The organism is Streptomyces gottesmaniae (assembly GCF_031845845.1).
Lineage (GTDB): Bacteria > Actinomycetota > Actinomycetes > Streptomycetales > Streptomycetaceae > Streptomyces > Streptomyces akebiae.
In genome coordinates, this window is record NZ_JAVRFJ010000032.1 from 76317 (window position 1) to 90654 (window position 14338).

Here is a 14338-nt window from a genome sequence, read left to right on the forward strand (position 1 = left end):
GCCGACGGCCGGATGCGCGACGGTATCGACCTGTGCCGGTGATACGTCTCGTACGGGCGAACACGCTCCAGCGCCCGGCCGACCGGACAGCTCAGCGCGGTCGGCAGGGCGTGCGCGGAAGCCGCGTCCTGCCGTCGGCCGGGTCCGTCCGCCCACTCCCCGTCGGCTCATCCGGCCGCCAGTGCTTCCCGCAGGGACAGTTCGGCGTCGTGCCCGTAGATCCAGCCGTTGTGGGCGAAGGGGTCCGCGCTCGAGAACGAGGCGTCCCTGGCCTGTTGAGCGGGACCGTCGGGCAAGTGGTTGCTCTCCGCCCTGCCCCGGCTCAGTTGCTGTACCCGGGTGGCGCGCGGGCGACGTATGTCCTCGTACCGACGCAGCGCGGCGGAGGGGTCTTCCGGCTGGTTCGCGAGGCAGCCCGCGACGACGGCGGCGTCCTCCATCGCCTGTGCCGCCCCCTGGGCGAAGAAGGGGAACATGGGGTGCGCCGCGTCGCCGAGCAAGGCGACCGGTCCGTTCGCCCAGCGGGGTATCGGCTCACGGTCGAGCAGTGCCCACCGTCCGGTGCGCTCCGTGGCCACGAGGAGGGCTCGCAGGTCGTCGGACCAGTCGGCGAACTCGGCGCGCAGGTCCTCGATCCGCCCCTCGGCCGACCAGGATTCCGTCGTCCAGTCGTACGCCGGCCCGAACGCGACGATGTTGATCTGTCCGCCCGCGGAGATCGGATAGTGGACCAGGTGACGGTCGGGGCCGAGCCACAGCGTCTGGACCGGGCGGCGCGCGAACCCGGGTGCTCTCGCGGCCGGTACGAGGCACCGCCAGGCACAGATGCCCGAGAACCGGGGTGGGCCCGCCTCGGCCACGTACTGCCCGACCGTGGTGTGGACGCCGTCGGCACCGACGACCACGTCGGCGAACTCCCGTGCTCCGTCGGTGAACGTCAGCTCCACACCCTCGTCCAGTCGGCGCAGGCCGGCGAGCCTGGACCCGAGCCGCAGCGACGCCTCGGGGACCGCTGCCCGGACCGCGGCGAGCAGATCGGCGCGGTGGGCGACGTAGCTCTGCTCGCCGAAGCGCCGCTCGCACTCCTCGCCGAGGTTCTGGGAGAACAGCACGCGCCCGTCCTCCCAGCGCCGGAACTCCCATCCGACCCGCAGCGGCACTGCGCGTTCACGGAAGCGGTCCAACTGACCGAGGCTGCGCAGCAGCCGCACGGCGTTCGGGGAGACGACGAGGCCGGCGCCGACCTCGGTGAGGGCGGGCGCCTGTTCGTACACGGTCGCCTCGATCCCGGCTCGGTGCAGGAACGCCGCGGTGGCGAGTCCGCCGATTCCGCCGCCGACCACGACGACGCGCGGGGCGGGCGCCCGTCTTTTCTCCTGGCTGATCATTCACCGGCTCCTGTCGTGTTCGCGGGAGCGAGGACGATGTCGAAGCGGACACTCGACCAGGACCGGTCCCCGAGATCGCGGCCGTCGGGAGCGGGTGTGCCCGCGGGGTGCTCCACGAAGTCGTGGATGAGCGAGTCCTTGACCCCGAACACGGCGTCCCTGTCGAGGAGTTCGTCGCCGCGGACGAAGATGTGGGTGATCAGGGTCCGCTTGCCCTCGGCGCGGACGTCGAAGTGCAGGTGCGAGGCGCGCATGGGGGAACGGCCCACCGCGGCGAGCAGCGCGCCGACCGGACCGTCGTGCGGAATCGGGTACGGGGTCGGAGTGATCGCCCAGAACCGGTAGGTGCCGTCCTGGTCGCTGAACAGATGGCCGCGCGCCGCGGTGCGGTCGTCGTCGTACTGCGCGTCGTAGAAGCCGTCCTCGTCGGCCTCCCACACCTCCATGCGGGCCCCGGGCACCGGTTTCCCGTCGGTGCCGGTGACCGTGCCCTCGACCCAGCACGGCTGCCCGGCGGCACCGAACGACATGTCCCCGCCCAGCGGGATCTCGGGTGAGCCCTCGACGAAGAAGGGGCCGAGGACCGTCGCCTCGGTCGCGTTCGCGTACGCCTCGTTGTTGATCGCGATCGTCTGCATGGACGCTCCGAGGACGTCCGACAGCAGGATGAACTCCTGCCGCTTGCCGTCGGTGATGTGCCCGGCCGCGGTGAGGAACCGGATCGCCTCGTCCCACTCCGCCTCGGTCAGGCGCACCTCGCGCAGGAAGGCGTGCAGGTGCCGGGTCAGGGCCTGCGTCAGCTGCTTCAGCCGCGGGTCCTCGGCGGTCTCGAACGAGGCCACGACCTTGTCCACCAGGGCCTGCTCGCGTGCGTGCTGCTCCGTGGTCACCTTGTTCCGCTCGTTCACTGTCGGCTCTCCTCCTCGTCGCTCGCCGGACGCGGGTCCGCGCCCCGCCATGCCGCACGCAGCAGCCGCTGGACGTCTGCGGCCGTCACCGGCCGCGGATTGCCGTCCGGCACCACGTCCAGAACCGCCCGCACGGCGGTGTCGACCTCGGCCTCCGTGACGCCGTAGTCGCGCAGCGCCCTGGGCGCGTCCACCGCACGCCGGAGCCGTTCCAGACCTCCGACGGCCGAACCGGCTCCGAAGGCGGCCGCGATCCGCTGCTCGGCCTCCGGAGCGGCGGGTGCGTTGAACGCCAGCACGTGGGGCAGCACCACCGCGTGGGCCTGGGCGTGCGGCAGGTCGAACATGCCGCCCAGGACATGGCAGATCTTGTGGTGCAGCCCCGAACCCGCCGATGAGAACGCCACCGCGGACAGGTACGTCCCGTACAAGGTCTGCTCGCGGCCCGGAAGGCCGGCCGGGTCGGCGACCACCGCGGGCAGCCCGGCCGCCAGCGCACGGATCCCCTCCCCTGCCAGCGCCTGGTCGACCGGATCCACGCGGGGGCCCCACATCGCGTCGACGCAGTGCGCCAGCGCGTTCAGCCCCGACGCGACGCTCATCGGCACCGGCAAGGACACCGTCAGCGCCGCGTCGTACACGATGGAACGCGGCAGGACCCTGACGTCGACTCCGGTGGTCTTGCGTGCCCGCTCGGTCATTCCCCACACGGTCGTGGCCTCCGAACCCGCGTAGGTGGTCGGAACGGCGACGATCGGCAGCCCACTGGTCAGCGCCACCGCCTTCGCCAGGCCGGTGGTGGAGCCACCACCGACGCTGAGCAGCAGGTCCGCCCCATGTTCCGCCGCCGCGGCGCGAGCCCGCTCGGCCATCTCGACGGGCACGTGCATCACCACCTCGTCCCACCGCAGCACCACCGGCAGACCGGCGGTGACCGTCCGCGCCGGCTCGGCCTCGGCCGGCGCCGCGATCACCATCACCCGTGAGGCGCCGAGCCGCTCCACCTCGGCCCGGACCAGCGCCGCCGCCCCACCCGAGGCGAAACAGACCCGCTGGGTCAGGCTCTCGTGCTCGAAACGCAGCAGCGACCCGTTGGGTGGACCGGCTTGCGACTCGCCGCCACGGCCACCGCCGCCCCGCGACGTCCCGGTCATGCGCATTCTCGGACTCCCTCCGACTGTCGGACTGGGAGAGAGACTCCGGGGCCGCCCCCACGGCGGTCAGTACGATGTCCGTTGAACGGACACCTTCCTGCCCCTCCCCTGCCGCCGACCGGAGAATGGCCGAGGCGGAAGGCCCGCCACGACGGCGAAGGGAGCCGACACGGCCAACAGCACCGACCGCGGCCGCACGGTCACCTCCCGGGCCCTGGCGATCCTGGACGCGTTCACACGGGAACGCCCGGAACTGCCCCTCGCCCAGATCTGCCGCCTCACCGGCCTCCGCCACGCCACCGCCCACCGGCTGGTCGGCGAACTGACGACATGGGGCGCGCTGGAACGCCTGCCGAACGGCTCCTACGTCGTCGGCCTGCGCCTGTGGGAGCTGGGCACGCTCAACCCACGGGGGCTGCCGCTGCGCGTCCGGGCGATGCCCGTCATGGAGGACCTGCACGCGGCCACTCGCCAACACGTGCAACTGGCCGTCCTCGACGGCACCGACGCCCTCGTCGTCGAGAAGATCTCCGCGGCGGGAGCGGTCCCGGTGGTCTCCCAGGTCGGGGGACGGCTGCCTCTGCACGCGTCCGCCGTCGGCCAGGTGCTGCTGGCACACGCAGGCGAGGACCTGTTCACCGAGGTCGTACGGGACGGCCTCGCACGCTTCACGCCCAGGACCGTCACCGATCCGGCCACCCTGCGTCTGACGCTGGCGGAGTGCCGACGGACCGGCGTCGCGGTCGTACGCGAGGAGATGAGCGGGGACGCCTATTCGGTGGCCGCCCCGATCACCGACGCCAGAGGCCGCGCGCTCGCGGCCCTGTCCGTGGTGGGTGCCGACGCCCGAACGCACCTGCTGGTACCGGCTGTCGTGCTGGCGGGCCGCGGCATTTCCCGAGGTCTCGGCACCTGAGGCGCCGCCGGCCGGGATCCAGGTACTCGTTCCGGCCCTGACATGGGTCATGCGATGCTCACGTCATGACTGATCGACGCGAGGTTGCCATCGTCCGCTGGACAGGTCAGGCCCCGTCCGCCCGGGACGGGCCGGCAGAGCTGCTGGCGGCCTACCATCTGCAGACGCAGGTCGAGAAGGGTGAGGCCGTCGCCGGTGTGGATGGGTTGCCGGACCGCTACCGGGTAGAGATCGCGGATCCACAGGCCGTGTTCGTCGACGATGTCGTGCTGCTGGCGTTGAGCGGGGGCGCCGCGGTGGGCTGCCTGGTGGTGACCGCCTCTGTCGACGGACGGTCCGAGATCAAGAGGCTCTGGACGGACCCGGCGTTCCGGGGACGGGGTGTCGCGTTCAGCCTGGTCAGCGCCGCGCTCGCGCATGCCGCGGAAAGCGGCGTCAGCGCGGTGCGGCTGTCGGTGTGGAAGTGGCGGACAGGCGCGATCGCCCTGTACGAGCGGCTGGGATTCACCGTCACCGAGTCGTGGGACGAGCGAGACCGACTGGTCTGCATGGAACGAGCCGTGTGAAGCCCTGTCAGCTCTCGGCTTCCGTGGCCAGAGCCTCGCTGCGACCAGCGACGAGCAGCGCGAAGAGGCCGGAGAACACCAGGGTTCCTTCCTGGTTCATCAGGCGCACCTCGCTCGTCACCACCGCGGCCCCGCCGCCGGGCCGGGGCTGGATGTCGACGATCTCGGATTCCGCGCATACGGAGTCGCCCAGGTACACGGGCGCCCGGAACCGAACCTTGTCCATGCCGTAGAAGCACTGCAGATAGCTCGGATGGAGTTCGACCAGACCGAGCAGTGTCGACATCAGCAGGGCACCGTGCGCGATCCGCCGACCGAAACGCGTCCGCGCCGCGTAGGCGGGATCCAGATGCAGGGGATGCCGGTCTCCCGTCAGATCGGCGAAGTCGCGCACATAGTCCTCGGTGACCGTCCGGAATCCCGTCTTCACGACGTCACCGATCCGAATGCCCTCGTAGCTCGCGGATATCACGTCAGAACCCTTCCGGTCTTGGTGAGCCGACCGCTGCACCGCCGGCAGTCGCGCCACCCGCCGGACGGGCGAGCGCCGTCCTCATCGATCTGCAGGGTCGCTCCAGGCCATGGCGGCTCGCCCGCTGCCCCGCCGGCGCCCGCACCGTGCGGAAGGCGCCGGGGCGACGCTCAGTTAGTTAACGTTAACTCACTCTCATAGGCTAATGTGCGTCCACCGCGACGTCCAGGGACCGCGCTCATCCAGCAATCGCCGGTTCCGTTCGGCGCGCTCCGTCCCGCCATGAAGGAGCCGCAATGGCAGAGCTCACCGACGACGTGGTGCGATTCCGTATCGAAGACGGCATCGCCACCCTCACCCTCGACTCGCCGGGCAATCGCAACGCTCTGTCCGCCGCCCTGGTGGAACAGGTGCACGCCGGGCTCGGCCGGGCCGCGGCCGAGGAAGGCGTTCGCGCGATCGTCCTCACTCACACCGGGCCCACCTTCTGCGCGGGCGCGGACCTGAAGGAGGCCGCGCAGGGCGGCATGCGGCAGGGCGCCGAGACGTTGCTGGGGTTGCTGCGGCGGATCGTGGAGTCCCCGGTCCCTGTCATAGCGCATCTGAAGGGCAACGCCCGGGCCGGTGGACTGGGCATCGTCGCGGCCGCCGACATCGCGGTGGCGCCCGCCGACACGACCTTCTCCTTCTCCGAGGTCCGCCTCGGTCTGGCCCCCGCCATCATCTCCCTCACCGTCCTGCCCCGCATCGACGAACGGGCAGCCGGACGTTACTTCCTGACGGGTGAGGCGTTCGACGGCGCCACGGCGGAGAGCATGGGTCTACTGACCGAGGCTCCGCGTGACGCGGCGGCTGCGGAGAACGTCGTCCGGGAGATCGTCGGCGCTCTGCGGCTGTGTTCCCGGCAGGGTCTGGTCGAGTCCAAGAAGCTGACCGCGGCGCGGACACGTGAGGTGCTCCAGCAGCGGGGTGATGCCATGGTCAGGCTCTCCGCCGACCTCTTCGCGTCCGAGGAGGCCGCGGAAGGCATGCGCGCCTTCCGTGAACGCCGGCCGCCGCGCTGGGCGCCGTCCCGCTGACGACATGCGGCCGTCCCTCGGTGCTCCGCGGATGGGGGCACCGAGGAACGGCGGGGCCACTCACGAACGGCCTGTCCCGGCAGTGGAATCGAGCGCCTCGCCCACCGCGAGTTCGGCGTCGGTGCCGCTTCGGATCTCAGCCACCGTGACGCCGGGCGCGGTCTCGGTGAGGACCAGCCCGTGCTCGGTGATGTCGATGACGCCCAGGTCGGTGATGATCCGCTGGACGCAGCGCTTGCCGGTCAGCGGCAGGGTGCACTCCTCGACGATCTTCGGTGTGCCGTCCTTGGCCACGTGCTCCATGAGCACGACCACCTTCCGTGCGCCGTGGACGAGGTCCATCGCCCCGCCCATCCCCTTGATCATCTTTCCGGGGATGGTCCAGTTCGCCAGGTCGCCCACGGCCGAGACCTGCATGGCACCGAGGATCGCCGCGTCGATGTGCCCGCCGCGAATCATCCCGAAGGACAGGGAGGAGTCGAAGAAGGACGCGCCCGGCAGCACGGCGACGGTCTCCTTGCCGGCGTTGATCAGGTCGGGGTCGACCTGGTCGGCGGTGGGGTACGGGCCGACGCCCAGGATGCCGTTCTCGGACTGCAGCACCACGTGCACGCCGGGCGGCAGGTGGTTGGGCACCAGGGTGGGCAGCCCGATGCCGAGGTTCACATACGATCCGTCGGTCAGCTCGCGTGCCGCCCGAGCGGCCATCTCGCTCCTGGACCAGGCCATCAGTTCCGCTCTCCTGCCGTCTCGCGCTGCTCCGGCACCCTTTCGGTGGCCGCGGGGACCGGGCGTACGGTCGTCTTCTCGATACGTTTGTCGGCGGCTTCCTCGGCGCTCAGGGCGAGCACCGACTGCACGAACACGCCTGGCAGATGGATCGTGTCCGGGTCGAGTTCGCCGGGCTCGACCAGTTTCTCGACCTCCGCGACGGTCACCCGTCCGGCCATCGCCGCGAGCGGGTTGAAGTTCCGGGCGGACTTGTCGAAGACGAGGTTGCCGTGCCGGTCCCCTCGGGCCGCGCGGACCAGGGCGAAGTCGGTGGTGATCGACTCCTCCAGCACGTACTCCGCCCCGCGGTACCGGCGCACCTCCTTCTTCGGCGAGGCGACGGCCACGCCGCCGTGTGCGTCGTACCGCCACGGGAGGCCGCCTTCGGCGATCTGGGTGCCCACTCCGGCGGGGGTGAAGAAGGCCGGTATGCCGCAGCCGCCGGCCCGCAGGCGTTCGGCGAGGGTGCCTTGGGGCACGAGTTCCAACTCGATCTCGCCGGAGAGGTACTGGCGGGCGAACTCCTTCTTCTCCCCGACGTAGGACCCGGTGACGCGGGAGATGCGCCGGGCTTCCAGCAGCATCCCCAGGCCCCATCCGTCGACACCGCAGTTGTTCGACACGACGCGCAGATCGGTGGTGCCCTGCGTGTGCAGGGCCTGGATGAGGACGGAGGGTATGCCGCAGAGGCCGAAGCCCCCGACGGCCAGTGAGGCACCGTCGGGTATGACCGCGATCGCTTCCGCGGCCGAGGTGACGACCTTGTCCATCAGCGGGCTCCGTTCAGGTCGGCGAGGCCGAGTTCACGGGCGATGAGCATGCGCTGGATCTCGCTGGTGCCCTCGCCGATCTCGAGGATCTTGGCGTCGCGCCAGAAGCGGGCGACGGCGTACTCGTTCATGAAGCCGTAGCCACCGTGGATCCGGGTGGCGTCACGGGCGTTGTCCACGGCTGTTTCGGAGCTGCACAACTCGGCGAGCGCGGCTTCCTTCTTGAAGCGCTCGCCGCCGCCCTCGGCGGCTTCCGGCAGTCGGCGACGAGGCGTCGCCACCGCTGCGGCGTGCGTGTCTCGGTTACGGCGGTAGCCCTCCGACAGTGGAGCGGCGTGGGTCGGGAGTCTGAATCCGTCGGCCAGTGCTTGCTCGCCGACGAGTCGGAAGGAGCTGAGGCCCGCCGGAACTCCGCGGCCGCAGTCGCCATCACTGCCTCCTCGCGCTGCCCGCTCGGCAGACGAGCCCGGGGCACTGTGCGTGACGCTTGTTAGTTAACGTTAACTTACAGACGGGAGGTTAGCGGTCGTTAACCCGCTCGTCCAGTGGGTGCGACTGACGATTGACACCGGGCCGTCCACGCGCACCCAACGGATGCCGTCCGGTGGGCTCGACCGGGCAGGCACGCGTACTGCAATACGAGACGGCATCACGCCCATTGACTCGGATTCTGCCCTGGCCTATGGTGGGGGCACTTCTCGAAAGGACGGGACCAGCATGGAGACAGTCGCCCTGATCGGCGTTCTGCTCGTGTCATGCCCTGGCCGCCGGACCTACGACGAACCGCTCAGCTACTTCCCGCCGCGGGAAGGACTGCGCCCCGGTACGGCCGCCGGCGAGCCTCAGACCCCGTTCTGAGCAGTCCGAGCGCCGTTCGTCGCCGAGCGACGAACGCCCGCCGCACCGAAACCTTCGTCGTCCGTCGGTTCTTCGCCCACGGGCTTTCACCGCATTGTCGAGGAGCGCACCATCATGACCACCTCTGTCGGCCTCCAGCCGATCTCCGGACCGTCCGCCTGGCGCGGCGACGAACTGTCGCGGTCCACCGAATGGATCTACGTGCTCAGCGATGCCGAGCGCGCCGAGCTGGAGGCACTGGGACGGCGCTTCGTCGCCGAGAACCCCGACCTGCGCACCGTCACCGCCGCCGACTACCCGTTCGACGCATGCCGCGCGCTCAACGAGGAGTGCGCGGCCCAGATGGACGCCGGGCGCGGCTTCATCCTGGTGCGCGGCCTGCGCACCGAGACGTACGGCGACGCCATGGCCGCCGCCATCTTCTTCGTCATGGGCCTGCACCTGGGCCAGCCGATCGGGCAGAACCAGCGAGGGGACCTGCTCGACCATGTGATCGCCACCTCCAACAAGACGCTGTCCGACGAGGGGGCACTGCCCTCCCGCGTACGGGACCGGCTGCCGTTCCACTCGGACAGCTCCGACGTCGTGGCCCTCATGTGCCTGCGCGGCGCCAAGGAGGGCGGAGCGTCCAGCCTGGTCAGCGGCACCACGATCTACAACGAGATGCTGCGCCGCCGGCCGGACCTCGCTCCGCGGCTCTTCGACACGTACCACTGGGACTGGCGGCGTCAGGACCCCGACTCTCCGGAACTGACGTACACCTCGCCGATCATCGGCTACGTCGACGGAGTGTTCAGCACCTACGCGGGCAACTCGATGATCTTCAGCGCCCAGGAGTACCCCGGTGTCCCGCCACTGACGCCCGACCAGGTCGCGGCCATCAACCTCTTCGACGAGATCTCGCAGGAGTCGGGCCTGCCGATCGACATGGACTTCCAGCCGGGGGACGTGCAGTGGCTGCTCAACTACGCCGCGCTGCACTCGCGCACCAGCTACGTCGACCACCCGCAGCCGGAGCGCCGTCGACACCTGCTGCGTCTGTGGCTCAAGCGGGACGTCGGCCGCCCGCTGGCTCCCAAGTTCGGCAAGCACGTCGTCGAGTTGGGTGAGCCCACGACCCCGCTGGTGCCCGGCGGCCGGTTCCGTATCGCCGACGCGGTCACGGTCAACGACGACTGGGGCGTGTGACACCAGGCAGTTCCCCACCGCCGCAGCCATGCCGACGCATGGCTGCGGCGGCTTTCTGCCGGGGGGAGAGATCTCCACGCGCCAAGTCCCTGGCAGGGCGACGCGCCTACGAACCGCGCGCCGTCGTGCCAGGGACCAGGGTGCCGACAGCGTCGACGACGTACCTGTCCAGCGAGGTCAGCAGGTGGCCTCAGCGGGGATGATCACCTTCGCCGCCGTCTTCTCGGCGATCTCCTCATGGGTGACGCCGGGGGCGGTCTCGACGAGGACCAGACCGCCGGCTGTCACGTCGAGGACAGCCAGGTCGGTGATGATCCGGTCGACGCAGGCCTTTCCGGTGAGCGGCAGAGCGCACTCCTGGACGATCTTCGGGCTGCCGTCCTTGGCGGTGTGTGTCATGGTGACGATCACCCGGCGGGCACCGTGGACGAGGTCCATGGCTCCGCCGATGCCGGTCACCATCCGGCCCGGGATCGCCCAGTTGGCGAGGTCGCCCCGTTCGGAGACCTGCATGGCACCGAGTACGGCGGTGTCGATGTGGCCGCCGCGGATCATGCCGAAGGACAGCGCGGAGTCGAAGAACGCGGCGCCGGGCAGCACCGTGACGGTCTCCTTGCCCGCGTTGATCAGGTCGGGATCGACCTCGTCCTCGTAGGGGAAGGGGCCGGTGCCGAGAACGCCGTTCTCCGACTCCAGCACCACATGGACACCTTCGGGCAGGTGGTTCGGGATCAGGGTCGGCAGGCCGATGCCCAGGTTGACGTACTCGCCGTCGCGCAGCTCACGGGCCGCGCGGGCGGCCATCTCGTCGCGTGTCCAAGCCATCAGGCCCGTACCTCCCGGTCCCTGGGGACGGCTGTCAGCTTCTCGATCTTCTTGTCGGCGGCCTGCTCGGGGCTGAGGGCCACCACCCGCTGCACGAAGATGCCCGGCAGATGGACCTGGTCCGGGTCGATGCCGCCCGGCTCGACCAGCTCCTCGACCTCGGCGATCGTGATGCGGCCGGCCATGGCCGCCAGCGGGTTGAAGTTACGGGCGGACTTGCTGAACACCAGGTTCCCGTGCCGGTCCCCCTTCGCCGCCCGCACCAGGGCGAAGTCGGTGGTGATCCCGCGCTCCAGGACGTAGTCCCCGCCCGCGAACTCACGGACCTCCTTGGGCGGTGAGGCGACGGCGACACCGCCGTCACCGTCGTACCGCCACGGCAGGCCGCCGTCGGCGACCAGGGTGCCGACGCCGGCGGGGGTGTAGAAGGCCGGTATGCCGCAGCCCCCGGCCCGCAGTCGCTCGGCGAGCGTGCCCTGGGGGATCAGCTCCAGCTCGATCTCACCGCCCAGGTACTGACGGGCGAACTCCTGGTTGCCGCCGATGTAGCTGCCGGTCACCCGCGCGATCCGGCCTGCGGCGAGGAGCACGGCGAGGCCGGAGTCCAGCGCGCCGCAGTTGTTCGAGAACACGTCCAGTCCTGTCACACCGGCGTCGTACAGGGCCTGGATCAAGATGTCGGGGACCCCGCTCAAACCGAAGCCGCCGACTGTCAGGGAGGCCCCGTCAGGGACGTCCGCCACGGCTTCGGAGGCTGAGGCGATGACTTTGTCCATCGACTCGTCCACTTCCTTTCAGGGCAGTCCGTGCCCCGGGTTTGAGGTCGCGCACTGACGAACTCGGGTTCACCAGTGGCTCTGATGTCTGAGGCTCTGATGTCTGAGGGCCTTCGGCCGTGCGGCCGTCCCGACGCGCTCGCCCCTGACGGGGCCGGGCGCACGGGGATGGAGGGGCCGCCGCGACCGGGACGCGTCGAGGTCCGGCTCCCGGTCGAGCAGGCGCCCGTCTCGGCGGCGCCCCCCGGGCCGGCCGACAGGTCCCGCCGTCGGAAGCCGCCCGGGCTAGCCCGGTTCGGTCAAGAGCCTTCGGTACACGCGCGCGAAGGCCATCAGCTCCGTCAACGACAGGGAGTCCCGCCGGGTGTCGTCCGTGGCCGGCCTCGCCCTCGGGCCGAGGCGTACGGTGTCGACGCCGCGGGCGCGCAGGACGACGCCGTCGGTCGAGCCCGTCCATCCGGTGATCGGCGGCGGCTGCGTACCGAACTCGTCGAGCCAGGCCGCTCGGGCGGCCGTCACCACCGGGGCGTCGGCCGGCGTGGCCGCGGCGGACGCGACCGGCTCCGCCGCCACGTCGACCTCGCAGTCACGCAGTGCCGACCCCGCGCACCGCGCGCGCAGCCGGTCGGTCAGCTCGGCCGCCAGCGCCTTCGGCTCCACCTGGTCACCGGTGACGACGTACAGATCGACCCGCAGCTGGGCCGGCAGCAGGTCCGGCTTGTCGGGCCAGCCCCCGCTGATCGCTCCGATACCGCACGCCCGGCCGGTCTGCCCCACCCGGGGATCGGCGGCCAGGTAGGCCGTGCGCCAGCGTGCCAGTTCGTCCATGACGATGCCGGCCTGGGCGACGACTCCCCCGGGTGGCACGGCGGATTCCGCCACCATCGCGGCACCGGAACGTCCGGTCACCCGCACGGTCAGGTAGAACGCGCCCGGCTCGTGCCACAGCAGCGTCGGCGGGCCGCACTTGGCCACGATGGCCGAGGGCGGCAGCGGGTAGGCGTCGGTGTACGCCTCCAGACCGGTGATCCCGCTCGTGCGGCGGTGCGTTCCGGAGCCGGCGAGCAGGAGCCGCCCGGCACCCGCCTCGGCGAAGGCGACCAGCGCGGCGGCCGCCGGGCCCCGGGCGACCCCGAGGCCGAAGCCGGTCACCACGTCGTCGTCCACGGTGAGCGGACCGACCGGCGCGGCGTTGCCCGTGACCAGCCGGTTGAACTCACCACCGTCGTCCAGCGACGTGTCGAGGTGGGAGTACAGCAGCGGCCCGCCTCCGTGGGCGGCGACCAGGCTGCCGCCCGCGGAGCCGTGCTCCAGCACCTGCCACTCGACGTGCGGCCACCGCTCGGCGCACCAGGCGCGCACCCGGTGGGCCGCCGTGCGCTCCCCGCCGCGTGGGGCTGGGAGCGCGTCGAGCAGGTGCAGGACGTCGAGCAACCGCTGTCTCAAAAACGTCCCCAGTCGTCGGAAGCCGGACGCCACACGTCGATGTTGCGCGGGTCGGCCGGCATCCTGCGGGGCCGGTGTGTCTCGTGCTCCTCCGGCGTGAACACCCGGTGCCGGTCGCACAGTTCGTAACGCGGACCGAAGCGGGTGTCGTGCAGGTAGAACGCGATCGACGTCGACGCCGAGTGGTTGACGATGTCGGAGGCGATCGGCGCGCCCTTGTACAGCGCGCGGGCGCGCATCCGCATGACGTGGTCGAGGCTCTTCATCGCGAAGCACAGGTGCGCGACGTACTGCTCGGTGTTCTTCTGGATCGCGAGGCTGTGGTGGTAGCGGTCCTCGCAGCGGAAGAACGTGGTCGAGCCGACGACGTGGTCCGAGGGCATGAAGTGCAGGACGTTCTGATAGAAGTCCACCATCTCCTCGAACCTCGCGGTGGCGATGAACGGGTGCACCAGGTCGAGCGGCCGGATCTCCAGGTGCGGCGGCTCGGCGTACTCCTGGAACTCGGTGAACAGCTCGACGACCAGGCCGTCGGGGTCCTTCACCGCGAAGCCGTTGTCGCACAGCGCCTTCTGCCGCTCCTGCAGCTCCAGTACCTCGAGGCCGGCGTCGAGCACGCTCTTGTGCAGCTGTTCGAGCACCTCCTCGCTCTCCACGCTGTAGCCGACCGCGGTCGTCCACCCGTCGGTGCGCTCGGGGGCGTGGATCAGCTCGATCGCGTGGTGCTCGATGTCGGAGCGCAGGTAGGCGTACTCGTCCGTGCGCTGCTCCAGCTGCAACCCGACGTGGTATTCGAGGAAGTCGATGGTGGCCTGCATGTCCGGGACTTCGATCCGGGCGTACTCCATGCCGTACGGGCCGTGCGGGCGGGTGCTCACCGGCGGTGTCCTTCCTGCAGCGAGCGAGGGGCGCTCGGCGAACTCGAAAGAGGTGATGGCCTGTTGGGCGATGACCGGCCGCCAGCGCGTGTGCACGAAGTTCTCGTGGGACTCGCTGCCGAGATAGGCGAGGAGGTCGTCCTGACTGTCGAAGTCGACGGCCATGGTGTGGGTGAAGGTCTGGTCGCGGGTGCTGATGTTCTCGCCGAGGACGAAGCCGCGCATGGTCGGGTACCGGTCCGGGAAGGTACGCAGCTCGGCCAGCACGGACTCCCGTGCGGCCTCGTCGACTCCGTCGGCGAAACGGAAGGACAGGGTGTGTCGGATCATCGGATCGCCTTCC

The 14338-nt window shown here is 70.6% G+C and carries 15 protein-coding genes and 1 pseudogene; 5 read left to right on the top strand and 11 right to left on the bottom strand.

Annotated features, from left to right (window positions below):
- Positions 1–167 precede the first annotated feature (167 nt).
- The 3 genes from RM704_RS30825 to RM704_RS30835 are packed head-to-tail and all read right to left on the bottom strand — an operon-like array spanning position 168 to position 3378.
- The gene (locus RM704_RS30825; RefSeq protein ID WP_033532366.1) at positions 168–1388 is read right to left on the bottom strand and encodes an FAD-dependent monooxygenase; all 1221 of its coding nucleotides are present in this window, start codon (positions 1386–1388) and stop codon (positions 168–170) included.
- Positions 1385–2296, bottom strand: a complete 912-nt coding sequence (locus RM704_RS30830) for a dioxygenase family protein (protein ID WP_033532365.1) — start codon at positions 2294–2296, stop codon at positions 1385–1387. Before RM704_RS30830 ends, RM704_RS30825 begins: the two co-directional genes overlap by 4 nt.
- Positions 2293–3378, bottom strand: coding sequence for a maleylacetate reductase (locus RM704_RS30835; protein ID WP_202808174.1), 1086 nt, complete (start codon positions 3376–3378; stop codon positions 2293–2295). The genes RM704_RS30830 and RM704_RS30835 overlap by 4 nt, the downstream gene beginning before the upstream one ends.
- Positions 3379–3664: 286 nt before the next feature.
- Here RM704_RS30835 and RM704_RS30840 point away from each other — a divergent pair, with 286 nt between their 5' ends.
- Together RM704_RS30840 and RM704_RS30845 are read left to right on the top strand one after the other, a co-directional pair.
- Positions 3665–4366, top strand: coding sequence for an IclR family transcriptional regulator (locus RM704_RS30840; protein ID WP_052146598.1), 702 nt, complete (start codon positions 3665–3667; stop codon positions 4364–4366).
- Positions 4367–4431: 65 nt separating this feature from the next.
- On the top strand, positions 4432–4932 hold the full coding sequence (locus RM704_RS30845; RefSeq protein WP_033532364.1) for a GNAT family N-acetyltransferase: 501 nt from the start codon (positions 4432–4434) through the stop codon (positions 4930–4932).
- Positions 4933–4939: 7 nt separating this feature from the next.
- Here the strand turns inward: RM704_RS30845 and RM704_RS30850 are convergent, their stop codons facing one another.
- Entirely contained in the window at positions 4940–5404 is a 465-nt protein-coding gene (locus RM704_RS30850; protein ID WP_033532363.1) for a MaoC family dehydratase, read from the bottom strand.
- A 296-nt stretch (positions 5405–5700) separates the two neighbouring features.
- Between RM704_RS30850 and RM704_RS30855 the strand changes: the two genes are divergently transcribed.
- Positions 5701–6483 (top strand): enoyl-CoA hydratase family protein, encoded by a 783-nt coding sequence (locus RM704_RS30855; RefSeq protein ID WP_033532362.1) that lies wholly within the window; start codon positions 5701–5703, stop codon positions 6481–6483.
- Between the two features lie 60 nt (positions 6484–6543).
- On the opposite strand, the gene RM704_RS30860 is transcribed toward RM704_RS30855, so the two are convergent.
- The 3 genes and pseudogenes from RM704_RS30860 to RM704_RS45210 all read right to left on the bottom strand — a co-directional run.
- Positions 6544–7212: a CoA transferase subunit B gene (locus RM704_RS30860; protein WP_033532361.1), complete on the bottom strand. Its 669-nt coding sequence runs from the start codon at positions 7210–7212 to the stop codon at positions 6544–6546.
- Entirely contained in the window at positions 7212–8024 is an 813-nt protein-coding gene (locus RM704_RS30865) for a CoA transferase subunit A (protein ID WP_052146597.1), read from the bottom strand. The genes RM704_RS30860 and RM704_RS30865 overlap by 1 nt, the downstream gene beginning before the upstream one ends.
- Positions 8024–8260, bottom strand: a pseudogene (locus RM704_RS45210) (acyl-CoA dehydrogenase family protein); the annotation flags it as partial. The gene RM704_RS30865 and the pseudogene RM704_RS45210, both read right to left, overlap by 1 nt.
- Positions 8261–8741: 481 nt before the next feature.
- On the opposite strand from RM704_RS45210, the gene RM704_RS30875 reads away from it, so the two are divergent.
- Together RM704_RS30875 and RM704_RS30880 are read left to right on the top strand one after the other, a co-directional pair.
- A complete protein-coding gene (locus RM704_RS30875) occupies positions 8742–8882 on the top strand; it encodes a hypothetical protein (protein ID WP_157856844.1) in 141 nt (46 codons plus the stop codon).
- A 114-nt stretch (positions 8883–8996) separates the two neighbouring features.
- A complete protein-coding gene (locus RM704_RS30880) occupies positions 8997–10070 on the top strand; it encodes a TauD/TfdA family dioxygenase (protein WP_033532359.1) in 1074 nt (357 codons plus the stop codon).
- Between the two features lie 177 nt (positions 10071–10247).
- Here the strand turns inward: RM704_RS30880 and RM704_RS30885 are convergent, their stop codons facing one another.
- The 4 genes from RM704_RS30885 to RM704_RS30900 all read right to left on the bottom strand — a co-directional run bounded on the left by RM704_RS30885 (position 10248) and on the right by RM704_RS30900 (position 14325).
- A complete protein-coding gene (locus RM704_RS30885; RefSeq protein ID WP_033532358.1) occupies positions 10248–10895 on the bottom strand; it encodes a CoA transferase subunit B in 648 nt (215 codons plus the stop codon).
- A complete protein-coding gene (locus RM704_RS30890) occupies positions 10895–11671 on the bottom strand; it encodes a CoA transferase subunit A (protein ID WP_033532466.1) in 777 nt (258 codons plus the stop codon). The genes RM704_RS30885 and RM704_RS30890 overlap by 1 nt, the downstream gene beginning before the upstream one ends.
- Positions 11672–11956: 285 nt before the next feature.
- Positions 11957–13150 (bottom strand): hypothetical protein, encoded by a 1194-nt coding sequence (locus tag RM704_RS30895; protein ID WP_311591424.1) that lies wholly within the window; start codon positions 13148–13150, stop codon positions 11957–11959.
- Complete coding sequence (locus RM704_RS30900; RefSeq protein WP_033532356.1) at positions 13114–14325, bottom strand: Dabb family protein; 1212 nt, start codon at positions 14323–14325, stop codon at positions 13114–13116. The genes RM704_RS30895 and RM704_RS30900 overlap by 37 nt, the downstream gene beginning before the upstream one ends.
- Between the last annotated feature and the right edge of the window lie 13 nt (positions 14326–14338).